This window comes from Aeromonas sp. QDB68, assembly GCF_027707405.1.
Taxonomy (GTDB): domain Bacteria; phylum Pseudomonadota; class Gammaproteobacteria; order Enterobacterales; family Aeromonadaceae; genus Aeromonas; species Aeromonas caviae.
Window position 1 is genome coordinate 119,976 of the sequence record NZ_JAPCIQ010000001.1, and the last position, 18,956, is coordinate 138,931.

The window sequence follows — 18,956 nt, forward strand, 5'->3', positions numbered from 1 at the left end:
TTATCGGGTCGCGGAAGGCTGAGGGGAGAGGGGCGCCCCGAGCCATTGCAGATGAGCCTCGGCCAGCGCGCTTTCATCCCGATAACCCAGCCTGCTCACCACCTGTGACGGCGTGCTGCCGCTTCGCAGCAGGCGAATCCCCTGCAACAGTTGCCACTGATCCTTCAGTGCCCGGGCGTCCGGGCCCTCGAGACCGCGAGTACCCAGCAGGGTCTGCCAGGCAGCCACGCTATCCGGCTGCGCTCTGGCCAGGGCTTGCCAGGCATCTTGCAATGCCTGATCTCCCAGTGACGAGATGGTGCAGCCATGCAACTCATCCCCCACCACTTGCAGCCGCTGCCCATAGGGGCCTTGCCAGTCGCGGGGGCGTGACCAGGCCGCCAGGCTGTCCAGCAGTGCGTCCATCAACGGGCTTGCCTGCAACCAGCCAGCCTGGGCGGGCTGGGGCACCCGCACGGAGCAGGCCAGCAGATCATGCTGGCAGCCAGCCAGAGGGGTGAAGGCGGCGAGGGCATCGGCACAGAGCCAGAAGTGGCTGCCAGGTGTCAACAACAGCTCATGGGCACCCAATTTCAGCAGCGCCGCCCCCTGGGTGACGCGCAGCAATTGGCCCATGGGGGAGCGCTTGCGGGGGCCGACCTGAAGGGTGGAAGTGGAAAAATGCTGATATTCGATGGCGTGATGCATGTAAAAACCCTGATATGATGCTGCCTGGAGGTAACAAAAATGGAAACCAGACGTAAAAAACGCTTCATTGCCGGGGCGGTTTGCCCGGCGTGCGGCAAGATGGACACCATGATGCTGTATATGGAGCATGGAGTCGAGAAGGTGACCTGTGTCGAGTGCGGGGATACCCAGGTGCAGACCCAGGAGCAGGTGGACAAGGTGACGCGCGAGGCGGAGCAGGTGATTGGGGTGTTTCGTCCCGAGTGAGTGCCATGCCTCAAGGTGATGGTACGTCGGTCAGGTTGGTCGCTGTTGATGACTTTTTCATCACACTGAAGCCGGGCCGACCATATGCTTGTCTGCCTTTTTGAGGTATTCTGAGCCCGTTTTTTTCTATCCGCAGGATCCCTGACATGAAAGTAGCTCCCCTGAGCGTGGTTACGCTGGAATACACGGTCACCGACGAACACGGTGAAGTCATCGACACCACTGTCGGTAAAGAGCCGCTGGTGTATCTGCACGGTACCCGTTACCTGGTCTCCGGCCTCGAAGCCGAGCTGGAAGGTCGCAGCGTGGGCGAGGCGTTCGACGTCACCCTGACGCCGAACCAGGCCTATGGCGAGTACGACGAGAATCTGGTGCAGGAAGTGCCCGGCGAGCTGTTCGACGGTATGGAAGTGTCTGAAGGGGATACTTTTGTGGCCGAGACCGACGACGGCCACCGCCCGGTGACCGTCATCGAGGTGTCCGAGGAGTTCATCAAGGTGGACGGCAATCATCCCCTGGCTGGCGTGACCCTGGGCTTCAAGGTCGAGATCAAGGACGTGCGTGCCGCGACCGCCGAAGAGCTGGCCCATGGCCATGTGCACGGCGCTGGTGGCTGCGGTCACGATCATGGTCATGACCATGATCACGGCCATGATCACGATCATGACCACGGTGGCTGCTGTGGCGGCCATGGTCACAACCATGCACACGATCACGGCGACGATCACGGTCACGGTGGTTGCTGCGGTGGTGGCGGTTGTGGTGGCAAGGGCCATCAGCACTGATCACGGCCTGGCCGATGATAAAAAAACCCGCGCATGGCGCGGGTTTTTTTATGGCTGGCACTCATCAGTAGTGCGGTGGCGGCGTCTCTTCGGCCATGCTGGCGATCTGGCTCGGCTGTACGCTCTGCAATTTATCCACCAGTAGATGGATCTGGTGTTTGAGCCGGTCCAGCTCGCGACCCTGGGTGGTGACCTCGTCGTTGAGCTGCTCCACCGTGTATTCGGCAAAAGCGAGGCGGCTTTCCAGGGTTTCGAGGCGTTCGTTTAGTTGCTGACTCATGGGCCTTTTGGTCCTTACTTGATAGTCCAGATTTCAGCCAGGCCACTGGAGCTGGCACTGACGAGGTGGTTATTGTCGCGCAAAGCCACGCCATAGACCACAGCGCTCGGTGGTTTCACCTTGGGATGGGGCGAGACGCGCCAGCTCTGCAACGGCTGGCCGTCACTCACCTGCCACAGAGTGAGCTGGCGGGAGGGGGCGCCGGTGATGAGCCAGTTGCCGCCGTTGGCGAAGCGGGCGCTGGTGTAGACCTCGAAGCGGTGATCATATTGCAACCTGCTGTGCTCCTTGCCGGTTTTGAGATCCCAGATGCTGGCCTGGCGACTGTCTGCGGTGAAGGCGAAGCGTCCGGACGGATCCAGCCTCGCCATCACGACTCGCCCGGCGTGGTTGAAGCGCCACACCACCTGGCCCGTGCGGGTATCCCACAGATAGGCGCTGTAATCGTTGCCGCCGGTGAGGGCATAGCGACCATTGGGGGAGAGATCCACCGTGTTGACCTGTTCGGTGTGGCCGAGAAATTGCAACCGGCGTCCGGTCTGGGTGTCGACCACTTCCGCCTTGCCGTCTTCACGGCCGATGAGCACCTGGCGGCCATCCGCCGAGATCGCCGCATCGCGCAGGCGGGATTCTGGCAGGGAGTAGTAGCCCTGGGAGCGGCCATCCTGCAAGCGCCAGATGGCGAAGGTGTGCTGGGTGGCGGTGATGGCATGGCTGTCATCGGGGGAGAAGCGGGTCAGGGTGACGTACTCCTCCTGGTCGTCGCTCTGGCGCCAGCGCCAGCGCTCCTTGCCCTGTTCCAGATCCCACACCACAGTGCCCTGACTCAGGCTGGAGACGAGCGCGAGCTTGCCGGAACTGGCGAGATCCGCGCTCAGCAGACCCTGGTTGGCGAGGTGGATCTGCTGGCTGGGAAGTGAGCGTTGTTCGCACCCCGTCAGCATCAGGCAAATACCGATGAGATAAATGGCACTTTTGATCATTTTTCCTGTCTCATGCTTTCGTTACCTGCGATCACGGCGTTAGTATAAGGCGCTTATCACGATAAACCTCTCATTTCACGAAGGAACCGAGAGCGGTATTTAGAGTTTTGGAGAAACTGATGAACAATTTTCTGAAGGTGTCCCTGTTGGCTGCGGCGGTTGCCGTCGGTCTGACTGCTTGCCAAAAAGATGAGAAACCTGCTGCGACCAACACCGCAGAGGTCAAGGCAGAAGCCAGCAAGCCGGCAGAGGCCCCCAAGGCTGAGGCCAAGAGCTTTGAAGAGCAATCCGGCTATGCGATCGGCCTCTCCATGGGTCGTTATATCGCCAATACCCTGGAGCGCCAGCAGGAGCTCGGCATCAAGCTGGACAACACCGTGATCCTGAAGGGTGTCACCGACGGTCTGGGCAAAGAAGCCAAGATGACCGACGAGGAGATCCAGAAGGTTCTGCAGGAATACGACGCCAAGATCAACGAGCTGACCAAGGCGAAGGCCGACAAGGATGCCGTGGAAAACCTGAAGAAGGGTGAAGAGTTCCTGGCTGCCAACGCCAAGAAAGAGGGCGTGAAGAGCACTGAGTCCGGCCTGCAATATCAGGTCGAGAAGATGGGTGACGGCGCCAAGCCGAAGGCCACCGACATCGTCAAGGTACACTACACCGGTACCCTGACCGACGGCACCAAGTTTGACAGCTCCGTCGATCGCGGCGAGCCGGCTACTTTCCCGCTCAACCAGGTGATCCCGGGCTGGACCGAAGGGGTGCAACTGATGCCGGTCGGCTCCAAGTTCAAGTTCTTCCTGCCGTCCAAGCTGGCCTATGGCGAGCACGGTGCAGGCTCCATCCCGGCCAACGCCGTGCTGGTATTTGACGTAGAGCTGCTGGCCATCGAAAAACCGGCTGCCGATGGCGACAACGCCAAGAAATAAGCTCAAAGCACCATAAAAACGGCTCCCCAGGGAGCCGTTTTTGCTTGTGTATTGTCGCAATCCCCCGGATAAAGCGATGAGGCCGTCTTGAGTGTGTGGCGGCTAGCCCCCAGAATAGACAACAAAATCAAGCGCAAGGATGGATCTCGTGGCTGAAAGCAAACCCCGTGTCCTGTTGGTGGAAGATACCCGCAGTCTGGCGGTCGTCTATGAGCAGTATCTGGCCCAGGATGGCTACGAGGTGCAGCTGGCAGATTGTGGCCAGCAGGCTTTGGCACAATTGCTGGCAAGCCCGCCCCCCGTGGTGCTGCTCGACCTGGAGTTGCCCGACATGTCCGGCATGGACATCTTGCAGCAGATCACGGAGCGGCAACTGCCCTGTTCAGTGGTGGTGATCACCGCTCACGGCTCGGTGGATGTGGCGGTGGAGGCGATGCGGTTCGGGGCCTTCGATTTTCTCACCAAGCCGTTCGATGGCAAGCGCCTGTGCGCCACGGCGCGCAATGCCCTGAAGCACCAGCAACTCAGCTCGCTGGTGGCCCAGTATCGGGAAAACTTCGAGCGCAGCTCCTTTGCCGGTTTCATCGGCGCCTCCATGGCGATGCAGGCGGTCTATCGCATCATCGAGAGCGCGGCGCCGAGCAAGGCCACCGTCTTCATCACTGGCGAGAGCGGCACCGGCAAGGAGGTGTGCGCCGAGGCCATCCACCAGTGCAGCCCGCGTCGGGATCAGCCCTTCATCGCCCTCAACTGCGCCGCCATTCCCCATGACCTGATGGAGAGCGAGATCTTCGGCCACGTGAAGGGGTCGTTTACCGGTGCCCAGGGGGATCGCAAGGGGGCGGCCAGTCTGGCGGACGGCGGTACCCTCTTCCTCGACGAGATCTGCGAGATGGATCTCGACCTGCAGAGCAAGCTGCTGCGTTTCATCCAGACCGGCACCCTGCAGCGGGTCGGCAGCGGCAAGCTGGAGACGGTGGATGTGCGCTTTGTCTGCGCCACCAACCGGGATCCCCTGGTGGAGGTCAAGGCCGGACGGTTTCGTGAAGACCTTTACTACCGCCTGCATGTGATCCCGCTGGCGCTGCCCCCCCTGAGGGAGCGGGGAGAGGACATCCTGCTGCTGGCCCGGGAGTTGCTGCTGCGTTATGCCGGTGAGGAGAACAAGCGGTTCAGGGATTTTGATGCGGACGCAGTGCAGGTGCTGCTCGACTATCCCTGGCCCGGCAACGTGCGCGAGCTGCAAAACGTGGTGCGCAACATAGTGGTGCTCAATGATGGCGAGCTGGTGAGCCCGGATATCCTGCCACCTCCCCTCAACGGGGGGCGTACCCTGGCCCCGGAGCCTGCGGTCGGGATCGCGGATCCCCAGTCAGAATCCGTCGTCGTTCGCAGGCAGGTCCGTCCGCTCTGGCAGGTGGAGAAGGAGGCCATCGAGCAGGCCATCGCCAGTTGTGACGGCAACATCCCCAAGGCGGCGGCCCTGCTGGAAATAAGCCCTTCCACGATTTATCGCAAGAAGCAGAGCTGGGAAGAGGCGAGTCCGGCCTGAGCCGTCACCTCTGCTCCCGGGCAGACATGCTGATGTGCGGGGCGGCCAATTGGTCGCCCCGCACGCTTATCAGAGTTTGGCGAGCAGCTTGAGCCTGGCCAGCCGTTCTGCCTCGTTGGCGGTGAACCAGCCATCCTGTGACAGCAGAAACCAGGCGCGGGCAAAGAACTCGGGTGCCGCGGGATCATTGAGCACGAGCGCATTCTCCCCCAGCTCCTCGAACACATAACCATCCTCGGGGGTGCCTGCGGCGGCCATGTCGTCGCGCAACTGCGCCAGTTCGGCCATGGCCTGTTCATGGCGATCCTGGGCCCGGCTCAGGCGCGCCAGACTCCAGCGGGCGATAAAGGCTTTGCCCTGGTTGTTGTGCTGCTCGTGCCAGGCCAGGCACTTTTGCTGACAGGCGATGGCCTCGTCGAGGCGACCCAGCTCGAACAGGGTCCAGCCCTGATTGTTGTAGAGGGTGGCGAGCCAGCCTCGCGCCCGCTTGTCGTGACTGCGCTCGGCCAGGGTCATCGCCAGCTGGTGCCAGTGGCTCTGCTCCTTCAGGGGGGCGGCGATGGCCACCATGTGGGCCGCATCGATGGCCAGATAGTGCTCTTCGTACTGCTCTCCCAGTTGCCAGGCCTGTTCAAACAGGGCTCTGGCGCTGGCCTTGTCACCGGCGGAGTTGAAGGTGCGGCCACGCTCCAGCAAGGCGCGCAGGCGGGCCCGGGGAGTCGCCTCGGTGAGGCGGGGTTCTATCTCGTCGAGCAGCTGGTGCGCCTGTGCAAACTGGCGTTGCAGCGAATGGGTACGGGCTATCTGGGTGAGGAGCTCCAGCTCCCATTGCAGGTTGGCGGCACGCGCCTCGGGCAGCAGTGCTTGAAAACGCTGTGCGCTGGCAACGGGATCCTGATAATCCCACAGCGCCATGAAATCGGGCGGATTGTTCATCTGGCCTCCATGCCGGTTATCCGCCCACCAAGATGCCTGAAGGCCATTCTTTGTACAAGAAGGGGGGGCTGGCGCCATCGTGACGCCAGCGCTTGCCGATCAGTAGACCATGGCAAGGCTCATCAGCATCAGACCCAGGGCAGCAAAGGCTCCCTCCTTGATAGCCAGGCGCGGTACCAGCGCCTTGGGCAGGGCAGGGAACAGGCTCAGGGCAAAGCCGAACCCCGGCATCAGCCAGTGGAAAGCAGGGCTTCGCAGGGCGGGATCCGCAGCGCCATTGATGACGATGAGCAGGATAAAGAGAGTGAAGGCGGGCAGGATAAACCAGCGGGCATGGCCGGCGGCAACCGCCCGCAGTGGCGAGATGCGATAGAGCACCAGGGTCACGAGGAAGAGGGCGAGGGGAGCCAGCAGATAGAGCGGGGCCGGGTTCATGATGAGTGTCTCCTGACAAGGGGGGCAGAGTGTAGGCAGTCCGGGTGGGGAATGACCAGTCCCCCGCGCCCGGGCTGTGAAGCGGATCGCAGGGCAAAGGTTTGCCTGGGCAGGATCAGCGGAACCAGAACCAGAGCACGGCAAATACCAGCCAGCTCAGCACCAGCAGGATCCAGGGCAGCGGGTGCTGGCGGGTGAGCTCGATGACCTCGGCTTCGCTCTCCTCTTCCGACGTCTCTTGGGAAGAGTGCCTGGCTTTGGCTTGCAGTTTCTTCTGGCGGCTGGCCTCGCGGGCCTTCGCCTTCATCTGTTTCTTGTATTCGTCTATGCCCTTCTGGATCCCCTGGGCGATGAGCTGGGTCTGCTCCTTGGTCTGCCCCGGCTTCTGGTTGGCACGGGCGATCTTCATCGCCTCCTGCTGGGTTTCGGGGGAAATTTTGTCGTACTTGGCCATTCCAGGCACTCCTTGGCATTGATTGGCGGGCAGTATGCCATAACCGTTACCGGCGAGCTGCCATCATGGGGGAAATTGCTCTGCGAGTGGGGCGCCTCTGTTCCAAATAGGGGAAACAGGTTGCGTGGATGATCACATTTGGCGGAATTTGTGAGTCGCCGATGAAAAACCGTCACATGTTGTTTGTTATATTACCGCCCGATCCTGGATAGGGTCGTCCAATAACAAAATAACAAGGTGATATGGAAATGAATTATAAATTTGTCAAAGGAAGTATCGCACTGGCACTGCTTGCCGCATTGAGCGGCTGCAATACCTCAAGCAACGACAGCGTCGCCCCCTGCACCGAAAATGTCTGCAAGCTGACCATTTTGCATACCAATGATACCCACGGTCGTTTCTGGCACAACGACAAGGGCGAATATGGCATGGCGGCCCAGAAGACCCTGGTCGAGCGGCTGCGTGCCGAGGCGAAAGCGGCGGGCAGCGAAGTGCTGGTGCTCTCCGGCGGTGACGTCAACACCGGGGTGCCAGAGTCGGATCTGCAGGATGCAGAGCCGGACTTCATGGCCATGAACAGCATCCGTTACGATGCCATGGCGGTGGGTAACCACGAGTTCGACAACCCCCTGACCATCCTCGAGAAACAGCGTCAGTGGGCCCAGTTCCCGATGATCTCCGCCAACATCTATGACAAGACGAGCGGCAAGCGCTACTTCGATCCCTACAAGGTGTTCAAGCTGGAGAGCGGCCTCAAGGTCGCCGTGCTGGGTCTGACCACAGAGGACACCGCCCAGCTGGTGGATCCCAACAACGTCCAGACCCTGGAGTTCCGCGATCCGACCACGGAAGCCGCCAATCTCGGCAAGCAGATCCGTGACAACAAAGAGGCGAACCTGGTTCTTGCCATCACCCACATGGGCCATTACGAGAATGGTCAGCACGGCAGCAACGCACCGGGTGACGTGGAAATGGCCCGTGCGCTGCCGGCAGGCACCCTGGACGCCATCATCGGTGGTCACTCCCAGAACCCGGTCTGCATGGAGCCGGGCACCCCGGACAAGTACGCTGACTTCAAGCCGGGCGACGACTGCCAGCCGGATCAGCAGAACGGCACCTGGATCATGCAGGCTCACGAGTGGGGCAAGTATGTGGGTCGTGCCCAGTTTGACTATCAGAATGGCAAGCTGACCCTGACCCAGTACGATCTGATCCCGGTCAACCTGAAGAATGCGGACGGTGATTTCATCCAAGAAGAGATCGTCAAGGATCCCGAGCTCTACAACACCCTGCTCACTTATCAGGAGAAGGGACAGCAGGAGTTGGGTGTGGTCATCGGTGCCACCGATGGCGTACTGGACGGTGAGCGCGCCAACGTCCGCAACAAGCAGACCAACCTGGGTCGTCTCATCACCACCGCGACCGCCGAGAAGCTGAGCACCGACTTTGGCATCGTCAACTCCGGCGGGGTGCGAGCCTCCATCGCGGCAGGGGACATCAGCTACCGTGACGTGCTGACCGTGCATCCGTTCGGCAACACCGTCAACAAGGCGACCATGAGCGGCAACGAGCTGCTGACCTACCTGGGTCAGGTCGCGACCAAGACCGCCAATACCGGTGGCTATGCCCAGTTCGGCGGCATCAAGATGACGGTGGATTGCCAGGCCAAGAGCGTGGACATCGCCACCATCGGCGGCAAGGCCTTCGATCCGGCGGCAACCTACAGCTTCTCCATCCCGAGCTTCAGCGCGGCCGGTGGTGACGGTTATCCGAAGATCGACACCATCAATGCCGGTCTGGTGGATGCCGGTGTGCTGAAGGATTATATCGCAGCGAAGAAGACCATTCAGGTCGCCGATTATCAGCCAGCAGGCGAGGTCAGCTATATCAACTCCACCTCGGTAGAGGGTTGCAAATAATCCCTGCACCCCGAGCCAATAAAAAAGAGAGGCAGCCATGGCTGCCTCTCTTTTTATTTTCAATGTCATCAGCAGTGTCTCTCGGGAAATATATCCGGCTACGGGAAGCTGCCCCGAAATAGGGCATGACACGATCTGATGCTTAACCATCCCCTCGTATGAGCGAGGCGTGGCGCGGCTTCTGAGGTATGATCGCCATCCTTGACCAGCTAATACCCGACAGATAATCGCCATGTTTAACCACGATCTAATCCTCAACCACATCAACGAGATATTTGGACAGGACATGCATGCCAAGCGTGTTCTTTCCCTCGCCAATGCTACCCTCGGGGTTATCGAGTCAGGTTCGCTGGCCATCCACGCCATCGGGAATGGTCTCTCCTTGGCCAATGGTCTCGAGCGCAAACATGCGGTGAAACAGGTGGACCGCCTGCTCACTAACACCAAGCTCAACGTCTGGAGCCTCTTTGACGATTGGGTTCCCTATGTGGTCGGTGAACGCACCGAGATCGTGGTATCCATGGACTGGACCGAATTCGATGCCGATGATCACAGCACCTTGGTTATCAGCCTGCAAACCAACCATGGCCGCAGTACTCCGCTGCTGTGGAAAACCCATCGAAAATCGTTGCTCAAAGGGCAACGCAATGCCCATGAGAAAGAGCTGCTCACCAAACTCAAGCAGACCCTGCCAGAAGGTATCTTCGTGACGGTAGTCGCTGACCGTGGGTTTGGTTACATGGAGCTGTTCGAGCGCCTGGAACAAGAGCTAGGCTTTGCCTATATCATTAGATTTAAAGGAAATATTTTGGTTGGTTACTCTGGTGGAGAGCAGGTTCCCGCCCGCGACTGGCTAACGCCGACCGGGCGCACCCGAACCCTCAAGGAGGTGGAGCTCACTGGGCAACGACAGCCTGTCGAGCGGGTCTATTGTTGTCACAAGAGTGGCATGAAAGACGCGTGGTTTCTGGCCAGTAACCGGACCGATCTGAGTGCCGCCAAGGCGTTGCAACTATACGGCCAGCGCTGGGGTATCGAGACCAGTTTTCGTGATATCAAAGATTACAAATTCGGCATGGGTATGGGAGATGTGCACATCAGTAATCCGGTCCGGCGTGACCGACTGTTTTTGTTCAGTGCCTTGGCCATCGTCTTGCTGACGCTGCTGGGTAAGGCTGGAGACAGTGTCGGTCTAGAGAGAACGATCAAGGTCAATACCAGCAAGAGCCGAACCTATTCGTTCTTTCGGCAAGGGGTCATCTATTACCAGTTGCTGCCTAAAATGAAAGAAGCCAATGCGGTCTTGTTGATGGATAAATTTATCTACTACCTGAAGCAACACCGCTTATATACCCGCACACTTGGAATTATTTGAGTCTCTAAAAATGAGGGGATCTCTGAGGATCTGATGGCAATAAAAAGGCGACCCTGCGGTCGCCTTGATGAAATGGGTCGGTTGAGCCTTAGAGCTGCTCGATGCCGACGATATGCCAGGGGGCATTGTCTTTGGCGAGATCACGCTCGAGGTGCCACACCTCCTTGATATCCTCCTCGACCTGCTCCTGACGGTCCATGTAGCGGCCGCTGAAGCGTACGCTCACCTGGGCCCAGTCGCTGCCGTAGTCGGCACGGACCAGCTGGGTGTCCACGTACATCACCTCGGTGTGCTGCTCACCGGAGAGCTCGGCGCGTTCGGCCTTGAGGTGCTCGAACAGCTCGGGGCTCACGTACTCGCGGATCTTCTCCAGGTCGTTCTTGTTCCAGGCCTCTTGCAGGGTGCGGTAGTGATCGCGGGCACCGGCCAGGAAGCCGTTCATGTCAAAGCCCGGGGGCAGACGGAAGGGCACGTCGCTGTCGGCAAAACCGGTGGCCTGCGGGGCGCTGTGGCTTTGCTCGAACTGCTGGGGGGCCGCGCTCTGGGGCGGTTGATAGCCCGCATAGGCCGTCTGTGGCTGGGCCGCTGCCGCCTTGTTCCTGCGCAGGGCTCGGAACAGGAAGACACCGCCCAGTGCCAGCAGGGCGATCAGCAGGAAGTCCATCCCTTGCAGACCTTCGAAGGCACCGCTGCCCAGCAGGTAGGCAAACAGGCCGCCGGCCAGCAGACCACCCAGCAGGCCGCCCATCATGCCGCCTTTCTTGGGGGCCTGAGCGCCCACGGTCGGGTTCTTGGTGTCGACCGGCTTGGCTGCAGGTTGGGCCGGAGCCGTCTTGTAGCTTTTGCCAAAGGATTTGCCGCCACCAAGTTTCTTGGCCTCGGCGATGGGTGCCCCAAGGCCAATGGCCAGGATCAGGGCAAACAGGGTCAGCATCTTTTTCATTTTGACTCTTTCACTCTCATGTAGGTGGGGGCATGCTCTGCTTGTGCAAGCTCAGCGAGGCGCATGGCAGGCTGCCAGTCCCTTTTTGTGTTGCAGCTTGCGGGTATGATTATCACGGATGGCATGAATTATTCATGAACAGATTGAGTCGTCCGACAGGGGAGGCGCCCATGAAACACAGACGGCCGAGTCGCTCGGTGCGCAGGCTGCGCAACAAACAAAGAGCAAGAACGAACGATCAGACCCTGGTCTGGCCCTTTCTCGTACTGTGAGGCAGGTCTGCGGCGCAGAAGTGGATGGCGCTGACGAGGCCAGGGTCCCGTCTTGTCGCCGGATGCGATGACGGGACGTATTAGCACTCGCGATGGCGGGGTTTCTTTTGTAAAATTCCCGTCCCCTTCCCGCTGCGGTTTTTATGTGTATGGCAGAGCAAGTGACGGCGAAAAAAGACGCCAAGACACAACAGCTGAAAGTACCTCCCCACTCTTTTGAGGCCGAACAGTCCGTACTGGGCGGCCTGATGCTGGACAACGAGGCCTGGGATCGGGTCGCCGAACGGGTGATCGACAAGGATTTCTACAGCCGTCCGCACCGCCTGATCTTCCAGGCCATGACCCGCCTCTCCAACGCGGGCAACCCCATCGACCTCATTACCCTTCAGGAGGAGCTCGAGCGCTCCGAGCAACTGGAAGAGGCCGGTGGCTTCGCCTATCTGGTGGAGATCGCCAAGAACACCCCGAGTGCCGCCAACATCAGCGCCTACGCCGAGATCGTGCGTGAGCGGGCGGTGGTGCGGGAGATGATTTCGGTCGCCAACGAGATAGTCGAAGCGGGCTACGAGCCCCAGGGGCGTACCTCCAACGATCTGCTGGACTTGGCCGAGAGCAAGGTATTCCAGATCGCCGAGCAGCGCACCAGCGCCAACGAGGGCCCCCAGCCGCTCAAGCTCATCCTCGAGCAGACCGTCGACAAGATTGAAGAGCTGTTCAAGACCCCCCACAACGGGGTGACCGGCGTGTCGTCCGGCTACAACGATCTGGACAAGATGACCGCCGGCCTGCAGCGTTCGGATCTGGTCATCGTCGCCGCCCGTCCCTCCATGGGCAAGACCACCTTTGCCATGAACCTGTGCGAGCACGCGGCCCTCACCGCCGACAAGCCGGTGCTGATCTTCTCCCTCGAGATGCCCTCCGAGCAGATCATCATGCGTATGCTGGCCTCGGTGGGGCGCATCGACCAGACCAAGGTGCGGACCGGCCAGCTCGACGACGAGGATTGGGCGCGGCTCTCCTCCACCATGGGGCTGCTGCTGGAGAAGGGAAAAATGTACATCGACGACTCCTCCGGCCTCACCCCGACCGAAGTGCGCTCCCGTGCCCGCCGGGTGGCGCGGGACAACGGCGGCATCAGCATGATCATGGTGGACTACCTGCAACTGATGCGGGTTCCGGCGCTGTCTGACAACCGTACTCTGGAAATCGGTGAAATCTCCCGCTCCCTCAAGGCGCTGGCGAAAGAGCTGCAGTGCCCCGTGGTGGCGCTCTCCCAGCTGAACCGAAGCCTGGAACAGCGTGCCGACAAGCGCCCGGTCAACTCGGATCTGCGGGAATCCGGCTCCATCGAGCAGGATGCGGACTTGATCATGTTCATCTACCGCGACGAGGTCTATCACGACGACAGCCCCGACAAGGGGATCGCCGAGATCATCATCGGCAAGCAGCGTAATGGCCCCATAGGACGAGTGCGGCTCACCTTCCAGGGTCAGTTCTCGCGCTTTGACAACTACGCGGGCCCGGCGTTTGATGATGACTACTAAGTAAGCCGGGAGCCTGCTCCCGGCATCCATAAACAGTTTTCCCGGTTCGACAATTCTGCCGGTCCGGCCTTAGACGATGAGATTTGAGGGCTGACACCACCCGGTGCCTGATTATCATGCCCTCGTAAGGGAAAACAGATGAAAGCGGCTATCGCCCAGATCAATACAGCGGCCCTGCGCCACAACCTCGCTGTGGTCAAACGCCACGCCCCCCAATGCAAGATCATTGCCGTGGTCAAGGCCAACGCCTATGGCCACGGCCTGCTGCCGGTCGCCCGCACCCTGGTGGATGCGGACGCCTACGCGGTGGCCCGCATCGAAGAGGCGCTGATGCTGCGCTCCTGCGCCGTGGTCAAGCCCATCGTGCTGCTGGAGGGCTTCTTCAGCGCCGCCGACCTGCCGGTGCTGGCGGCCAACAACCTGCAGACCGCGGTGCACACCTGGGAGCAGCTCGAAGCGCTGGAGCAGGCGGAGCTGCCTGCCCCCGTGGTGGCCTGGCTCAAGCTCGATACCGGCATGCACCGCCTCGGGGTACGGGCCGAGGAGATGGCCGCCTTTATCGAGCGCCTCGGCAAGTGCAAGAACGTGGTGCAGCCGTTCAACGTCATGACCCATTTCAGCCGCTCCGATGAGCTGGAGCAACCCACCACCCGCGAGCAGATCGACCTGTTCAGCCAGCTGACTGCGCCGCTCAAGGGCGAGCGCGCCATGGCCAACTCGGCAGGCATCCTGGCGTGGCCGGATTCCCACTGCGACTGGGTGCGCCCCGGCGTTATCCTCTACGGCGTGTCGCCTTTCCCCAATACGGTGGCGGCGGATTATGACCTCCAGCCAGTGATGACCCTCAAGACCCAGCTCATCGCGGTGCGCGATCACAAGGCGGGCGAGCCGGTAGGCTATGGCGCCAACTGGGTGTCGTATCGCGATACCCGGCTCGGGGTGATTGCCATCGGCTATGGCGACGGTTATCCGCGCATGGCCCCCAACGGCACGCCAGTGCTGGTCAATGGCCGCATCGTGCCCCTGGTGGGCCGCGTCTCCATGGACATGACCACGGTGGATCTCGGCCCCGGCGCCACCGACAAGGCCGGTGACGAGGCGGTGCTCTGGGGGGAAGGGCTGCCGGTGGAGCGGGTGGCCGACCAGATCGGCACCATTCCCTATGAGCTCATCACCAAGCTCACCTCCCGCGTCTTTATGGAGTACGTGTAGGCGAGTCGCCCCTCATCCCCAACCCTTCTCCCGCGAGGGGAGAACAAAAAGGCCGCCCCGACAAGGGCGGCCTTTTTCATGGGCGTGTTCCAGAGACGAAAGAACAAGCCCCGCATCTGCGGGGCTTGAGTCTCCGTCACTATGCGGCGCTTAGCCTATGGTCATCAGGCTGGCGTTGCCACCGGCGGCGGCGGTGTTGACCGAGAGGGCGTGCTCGATGAGCAGGCGCTCCAGCGGGATGTCGGTCTCGCCGCGATGCAGGCCGTGCACACCGATGATGGCGCCGTTACGGGCTGCCTGGCGCGCGGCGGCGAGCTTGCTCACCTCCCGCAACTGATCCGAGTCGCCGTGGTGCAGCAGGGCATCGAAGTCCGTCTCCCCCGTGGCCCAGTCCGCCACCAGCGCGATGGGATCCCGCACCTCGGTCGGCAGGGAAGAGAGCAGGGAGTGTGTCTGGGCATCGTCCGGCAGCAGCACCTGGCTGCCGACCGCCAGACAGGCGGCCAGCTGGGCCAGCAGGTCGGCCTTCTCCTGGGCAAGACAGAGCACCCGTTCCCGTGGCAGCAGGCTGTAGCTATTGCGCTCGCCGGTGGGGCCGGTCAGCAGCTGGGTACGGCCGCTCTGGGAGAGCGCGGCGTAGTGATCGCACAGGGCGGCGAGGGCCGGATCCTGCTTGCTCGCCCAGTCGCGCAGGGCTACGAGGGGGGCTTTCGCCTCGGCATGCAGGGCACCGGACTCCTGGTGCAGCTGGTTGGCCACCGCCTCCTGGGGGCGGGCGCCGAGCAGGCGATACATGTAGAGCGGGCCACCGGCCTTGGGACCGGTGCCGGAAAGCCCTTCACCACCGAAGGGTTGCACCCCGACCACGGCGCCCACGATGTTGCGGTTGACGTAGAGGTTGCCCACCTTGGCCACGTTCACCACCTGGGCGATGGTCTCGTCGATACGGGTATGAACACCCAGGGTCAGGCCGTAGCCGCTGCCGTTGATCTGCTCGAGCAACTCCCCGAGCCGGGTGCGCGGGTAGCGGACCAGGTGCAGCACAGGGCCGAACACTTCGCGCCCCAGTTCGTCCAGGCTGTCGAGCTCGATCAGGGTCGGCAGCACGAAGGTGCCGCGGCTGCAGGCATCCCCCTGGGTGCGAGCGATCTGGTGCACCTTGCGCCCCTTGTCGCCCATGGCCTTGATGTGGCGCTCGATGTTGGCCTTGGCCTCGGCGTCGATGACGGGGCCGATGTCGGTGGAGAGGTGCTCGGGGCTGCCGACCTTGTACTCGGCCATGGCGCCCTTGAGCATCCGGATCACCCGATCCGCCACGTCATCCTGCACGCACAGCACTCGCAGGGCGGAGCAGCGCTGACCGGCGCTGTCGAACGCCGAGGAGATGACATCCATCACCACCTGTTCGGTCAAGGCGGAAGAGTCGACGATCATGGCGTTCTGGCCGCCGGTCTCGGCGATGAGGGGGATGGTGCGACCCTGGGCGTCGAGGCGACCGGCCAGGTTGCGGGAGATGATGCCCGCCACCTCGGTGGAGCCGGTGAACATGACGCCGCGCACCCGTTCGTCCGCGATGAGCGCCGCACCCACGGTCTCACCACGGCCCGGCAGCAGTTGCACCGCACCGGCGGGAACCCCCGCTTCCAGCAGGATGCGCACCGCTTGTGCCGCGATGAGGGGGGTCTGCTCGGCAGGCTTGGCGAGTACCGTATTGCCGGCGGCCAGGGCCGCGCACACCTGACCGCTGAAGATGGCCAGGGGGAAGTTCCAGGGGCTGATGCAGACCACGGGGCCGAGCGGCCTGTGGGTGTCGTTGGCGAAGTGGTTGCGCGCCTGGGCGGCGTAGTAGCGCAGGAAGTCCACCGCTTCGCGCACCTCGGCGATGGCGTTGGCGAAGGTCTTGCCGGATTCGCGAACCAGCAGGCCCATCAGGGGTTGCAGTTCGGATTCCATCAGATCGGCGGCCCTGTCCAGCACGGCGGCCCGCTCCGCTGGCGGGGTGGACTGCCAGATCTGGCCGCTCGTGAGGGAGCAGGCGAGCGCCTTGTCCACCAGCGCTACCGTGGCTTCGCTCACCTGACCGACGACATCGCGGTGATCCGCCGGGTTGAGCACGGGCTGGAACTGGGTCGGCGCCTCGGTGTCGCAACCCAGCATGGGCACGGCCTGATAGGCTGTGTTGGTGCTGGCGAGCAGGGCGGCGGAGAGGGACCCCAGGCGGTGCTCGTTCGCGAGATCCAGACCTGCGGAGTTCGGGCGCGCCTCGCCGTAGAGATCCCGGGGCAGGGGGATGCGCGGATGGGGCAGACCCAGGGTCCCTTCACGGGCGGCCATCTGCTCGATCTGCTGCACCGGATCCTGCACCAGATCCGAGAGGGAGATGTTGTTGTCCGCGATGCGGTTGACGAATGAGGTGTTGGCCCCGTTCTCCAGTAGGCGGCGCACCAGGTAGGCGAGCAGGGTCTCGTGGCTGCCTACCGGTGCATAGATGCGGCAGGGGCGACCCAGCTTGCCGTCGGCCACCTTGCCGACCACCTGTTCGTACAGGGGTTCACCCATGCCGTGCAGGCACTGGAACTCGTACTGGCCTGGGTAGTAGTTCTGACCCGCCAGCTGATAGATGGCAGACAGGGAGTGGGCGTTGTGGGTGGCGAACTGGGGATAGATGGCCTCGGGCACCGCCAGCAGCTTGCGGGCGCAGGCGAGGTAGGAGACGTCCGTGTAGGGCTTGCGGGTATAGACCGGGTAGCCTTCCAGCCCTTCCTGCTGGGCACGCTTGATCTCGCTGTCCCAGTAGGCGCCCTTCACCAGACGGATCATCAGGCGGTGACGGCTGCGCTTGGCGAGATCGATGACGTAGTCGATTACATAGGGGCAGCGCTTCTGGTAGGCCTGGATGACGAAGCCGATGCCGTTCCAGTCGGCGAGGGACGGATCGAAGCAGAGCTTCTCCAGCAGATCGAGGGAGATCTCCAGGCGATCGGCCTCCTCGGCGTCGATGTTGATGCCGATGTCATACTGCCTGGCGAGCTGGGTCAGGCCCAGCAAGGTGGGGTAGAGCTCCTCCATGACGCGATCGTACTGGGCGCGGCTGTAGCGCGGATGCAGGGCGGAGAGCTTGATGGAGATACCCGGCCCCTCGTAGATGCCGCGACCGTGGGAGGCCTTGCCGATGGCGTGGATGGCCTGCTCGTAGGAGGCCAGATAGCGTTTGGCGTCCTCCTCGGTCAGGGCCGCTTCCCCCAGCATGTCGTAGGAGTAGCGGAACCCCTTGCTCTCCATGCCGCCTGCGTTCGCCAGCGCCTCGGCGATGGTCTCGCCGGTGACGAACTGTTCACCCATCAGGCGCATCGCCATGTCGACGCCCTTGCGGATGAGCGGCTCACCCCCCTTGCCGATGAGTCCCTTGAGGGAGCTGTTCATGCCCGCCTCGTTGTGGGTGGCCACCAGCTTGCCGGTGATGAGCAGACCCCAGGAGGCCGCGTTGACGAACAATGAGGTGCTCTGGCCCAGGTGCTGGCTCCAGTTGCCGCCGCTTATCTTGTCGCGGATGAGGGCATCCCGGGTCGCCTTGTCGGGGATGCGCAGCAGCGCCTCCGCCAGGCACATCAGGGCCACCCCTTCCTGGGAGGAGAGGGAGAACTCCTGAAGCAGCCCCTGGACCAGGCCCTGACGGCCGCTGGCGCTCTTCTGGTTGCGCAGCTTCTCGGCGATGCCCATGGCCAGCTTCTGGGTCGCGTCAGCCTTCTCCTTGGGCAGACGGGCCTGCTCCAGCAGCATGGGGACGGCTTCGGTCTCGGGGCGGCGATTAGCCCCCGTGATGGCGGCCCGCAGCACGGACTGGGGCAGAATGCTCTCGGCAAACTCGAGGAAGACCTGGATGCCCTGCTCGGTCAGGGTCTCGACGGCCTCTTCCCCGGCGGCGGCAGCCAGCCCGGAGTGCTCGGGCGGGGTCAGACCGCGATCCAGTTGCTCCAGATAGGTGAAGATGGCTTGCTTGATCAGCCAGTGGGGAGTGCGATCCAGGGTCTGCGCAGCCTGTTTGAGGCGGTCGCGGGTCGCTTCATCGAGTTTGACGCCGAGGGTGGTAGTGGCCATGGGACTTCCTGTGTCTAGAAGGTAACAATATTACCGGACGGTTAAATTTCGCCGATGATGGTGCAACCAGGTGCAACCTTCAAGCAAGAAATTTTAATGTATTGGTTACATTGTTGAATTCTTCCATGAATCCGGTCTCCATCAGGCTCCTTTCAAGCCCGCCGCTTGTCCGCTTTTCACAACATTATTAATGGGTTGGCAATGCATCTTATGAATGCTGATGTGAGGTGCAACCCACTGCAAATCGGGTTGCACTTTTGCGTGTTCGACCGAACCTGGGTTGTGAGTGCGGCTCCCCCGTGCGCA

The 18,956-nt window shown here is 61.9% G+C and carries 16 protein-coding genes; 8 read left to right on the forward strand and 8 right to left on the reverse strand.

All coding sequences use genetic code 11. The features are described from left to right. Positions 1–687: a hypothetical protein gene (locus tag PG892_RS00540; RefSeq protein ID WP_210555918.1), complete on the reverse strand. Its 687-nt coding sequence runs from the start codon at positions 685–687 to the stop codon at positions 1–3. A gap of 39 nt (positions 688–726) precedes the next feature. Between PG892_RS00540 and PG892_RS00545 the strand changes: the two genes are divergently transcribed. After that, entirely contained in the window at positions 727–933 is a 207-nt protein-coding gene (locus PG892_RS00545) for a YheV family putative zinc ribbon protein (RefSeq protein WP_039040049.1), read from the forward strand. Positions 934–1,079: 146 nt separating this feature from the next. Then, positions 1,080–1,718 carry an FKBP-type peptidyl-prolyl cis-trans isomerase gene (locus PG892_RS00550; RefSeq protein WP_010673248.1) on the forward strand — a complete coding sequence of 213 codons (639 nt, stop codon included), beginning with the start codon at positions 1,080–1,082 and terminating at the stop codon, positions 1,716–1,718. 64 nt (positions 1,719–1,782) lie between these two features. On the opposite strand, the gene PG892_RS00555 is transcribed toward PG892_RS00550, so the two are convergent. Continuing rightward, the gene (locus tag PG892_RS00555) at positions 1,783–1,998 is read right to left on the reverse strand and encodes a SlyX family protein (protein ID WP_010673249.1); all 216 of its coding nucleotides are present in this window, start codon (positions 1,996–1,998) and stop codon (positions 1,783–1,785) included. 14 nt (positions 1,999–2,012) lie between these two features. Then, positions 2,013–2,981 carry a WD40 repeat domain-containing protein gene (locus tag PG892_RS00560; RefSeq protein ID WP_223953781.1) on the reverse strand — a complete coding sequence of 323 codons (969 nt, stop codon included), beginning with the start codon at positions 2,979–2,981 and terminating at the stop codon, positions 2,013–2,015. Positions 2,982–3,100: 119 nt separating this feature from the next. Between PG892_RS00560 and fkpA the strand changes: the two genes are divergently transcribed. Together fkpA and PG892_RS00570 are read left to right on the forward strand one after the other, a co-directional pair. Further along, positions 3,101–3,910 (forward strand): FKBP-type peptidyl-prolyl cis-trans isomerase, encoded by an 810-nt coding sequence (gene fkpA, locus PG892_RS00565; protein ID WP_029313875.1) that lies wholly within the window; start codon positions 3,101–3,103, stop codon positions 3,908–3,910. Positions 3,911–4,058: 148 nt separating this feature from the next. Next, positions 4,059–5,462: a sigma-54-dependent transcriptional regulator gene (locus PG892_RS00570; RefSeq protein ID WP_042881314.1), complete on the forward strand. Its 1,404-nt coding sequence runs from the start codon at positions 4,059–4,061 to the stop codon at positions 5,460–5,462. 69 nt (positions 5,463–5,531) lie between these two features. Here PG892_RS00570 and PG892_RS00575 read toward each other — a convergent pair whose 3' ends face one another. The 3 genes from PG892_RS00575 to PG892_RS00585 all read right to left on the reverse strand — a co-directional run bounded on the left by PG892_RS00575 (position 5,532) and on the right by PG892_RS00585 (position 7,287). Beyond that, positions 5,532–6,398 (reverse strand): tetratricopeptide repeat protein, encoded by an 867-nt coding sequence (locus PG892_RS00575; protein WP_198497249.1) that lies wholly within the window; start codon positions 6,396–6,398, stop codon positions 5,532–5,534. 99 nt (positions 6,399–6,497) lie between these two features. After that, entirely contained in the window at positions 6,498–6,833 is a 336-nt protein-coding gene (locus PG892_RS00580; RefSeq protein ID WP_010673254.1) for a hypothetical protein, read from the reverse strand. Positions 6,834–6,948: 115 nt separating this feature from the next. Then, positions 6,949–7,287 carry a DUF2956 domain-containing protein gene (locus PG892_RS00585; protein ID WP_103260734.1) on the reverse strand — a complete coding sequence of 113 codons (339 nt, stop codon included), beginning with the start codon at positions 7,285–7,287 and terminating at the stop codon, positions 6,949–6,951. Positions 7,288–7,535: 248 nt separating this feature from the next. Between PG892_RS00585 and ushA the strand changes: the two genes are divergently transcribed. Next, positions 7,536–9,206: a bifunctional UDP-sugar hydrolase/5'-nucleotidase UshA gene (gene ushA / locus PG892_RS00590; RefSeq protein WP_223953782.1), complete on the forward strand. Its 1,671-nt coding sequence runs from the start codon at positions 7,536–7,538 to the stop codon at positions 9,204–9,206. Between the two features lie 232 nt (positions 9,207–9,438). Further along, a complete protein-coding gene (locus tag PG892_RS00595; protein WP_041205622.1) occupies positions 9,439–10,581 on the forward strand; it encodes an IS4 family transposase in 1,143 nt (380 codons plus the stop codon). A gap of 88 nt (positions 10,582–10,669) precedes the next feature. On the opposite strand, the gene PG892_RS00600 is transcribed toward PG892_RS00595, so the two are convergent. Beyond that, the gene (locus PG892_RS00600) at positions 10,670–11,524 is read right to left on the reverse strand and encodes a Tim44 domain-containing protein (protein ID WP_010673257.1); all 855 of its coding nucleotides are present in this window, start codon (positions 11,522–11,524) and stop codon (positions 10,670–10,672) included. Between the two features lie 421 nt (positions 11,525–11,945). On the opposite strand from PG892_RS00600, the gene dnaB reads away from it, so the two are divergent. Together dnaB and alr are read left to right on the forward strand one after the other, a co-directional pair. Beyond that, entirely contained in the window at positions 11,946–13,340 is a 1,395-nt protein-coding gene (gene dnaB / locus PG892_RS00605) for a replicative DNA helicase (RefSeq protein WP_039040054.1), read from the forward strand. Positions 13,341–13,478: 138 nt separating this feature from the next. Then, a complete protein-coding gene (alr, locus tag PG892_RS00610; protein WP_223953783.1) occupies positions 13,479–14,552 on the forward strand; it encodes an alanine racemase in 1,074 nt (357 codons plus the stop codon). Between the two features lie 150 nt (positions 14,553–14,702). Here alr and putA read toward each other — a convergent pair whose 3' ends face one another. Further along, positions 14,703–18,650 (reverse strand): trifunctional transcriptional regulator/proline dehydrogenase/L-glutamate gamma-semialdehyde dehydrogenase, encoded by a 3,948-nt coding sequence (gene putA / locus PG892_RS00615; RefSeq protein ID WP_270825076.1) that lies wholly within the window; start codon positions 18,648–18,650, stop codon positions 14,703–14,705. Positions 18,651–18,956 lie beyond the last annotated feature (306 nt).

What these genes read in the sequence shown, in the direction of transcription:
- fkpA (WP_029313875.1), top strand. Translation starts at nt 3,101, where the DNA reads ATGAACAATTTTCTGAAGGTGTCCCTGTTGGCTGCGGCGGTTGCCGTC.
- putA (WP_270825076.1), bottom strand. Translation starts at nt 18,650, where the DNA reads ATGGCCACTACCACCCTCGGCGTCAAACTCGATGAAGCGACCCGCGAC.
- PG892_RS00545 (WP_039040049.1), top strand. Translation starts at nt 727, where the DNA reads ATGGAAACCAGACGTAAAAAACGCTTCATTGCCGGGGCGGTTTGCCCG.
- alr (WP_223953783.1), top strand. Translation starts at nt 13,479, where the DNA reads ATGAAAGCGGCTATCGCCCAGATCAATACAGCGGCCCTGCGCCACAAC.
- PG892_RS00580 (WP_010673254.1), bottom strand. Translation starts at nt 6,833, where the DNA reads ATGAACCCGGCCCCGCTCTATCTGCTGGCTCCCCTCGCCCTCTTCCTC.
- ushA (WP_223953782.1), top strand. Translation starts at nt 7,536, where the DNA reads ATGAATTATAAATTTGTCAAAGGAAGTATCGCACTGGCACTGCTTGCC.
- PG892_RS00575 (WP_198497249.1), bottom strand. Translation starts at nt 6,398, where the DNA reads ATGAACAATCCGCCCGATTTCATGGCGCTGTGGGATTATCAGGATCCC.
- PG892_RS00560 (WP_223953781.1), bottom strand. Translation starts at nt 2,981, where the DNA reads ATGATCAAAAGTGCCATTTATCTCATCGGTATTTGCCTGATGCTGACG.
- PG892_RS00600 (WP_010673257.1), bottom strand. Translation starts at nt 11,524, where the DNA reads ATGAAAAAGATGCTGACCCTGTTTGCCCTGATCCTGGCCATTGGCCTT.
- PG892_RS00540 (WP_210555918.1), bottom strand. Translation starts at nt 687, where the DNA reads ATGCATCACGCCATCGAATATCAGCATTTTTCCACTTCCACCCTTCAG.
- PG892_RS00550 (WP_010673248.1), top strand. Translation starts at nt 1,080, where the DNA reads ATGAAAGTAGCTCCCCTGAGCGTGGTTACGCTGGAATACACGGTCACC.
- PG892_RS00585 (WP_103260734.1), bottom strand. Translation starts at nt 7,287, where the DNA reads ATGGCCAAGTACGACAAAATTTCCCCCGAAACCCAGCAGGAGGCGATG.
- PG892_RS00555 (WP_010673249.1), bottom strand. Translation starts at nt 1,998, where the DNA reads ATGAGTCAGCAACTAAACGAACGCCTCGAAACCCTGGAAAGCCGCCTC.
- PG892_RS00595 (WP_041205622.1), top strand. Translation starts at nt 9,439, where the DNA reads ATGTTTAACCACGATCTAATCCTCAACCACATCAACGAGATATTTGGA.
- dnaB (WP_039040054.1), top strand. Translation starts at nt 11,946, where the DNA reads ATGGCAGAGCAAGTGACGGCGAAAAAAGACGCCAAGACACAACAGCTG.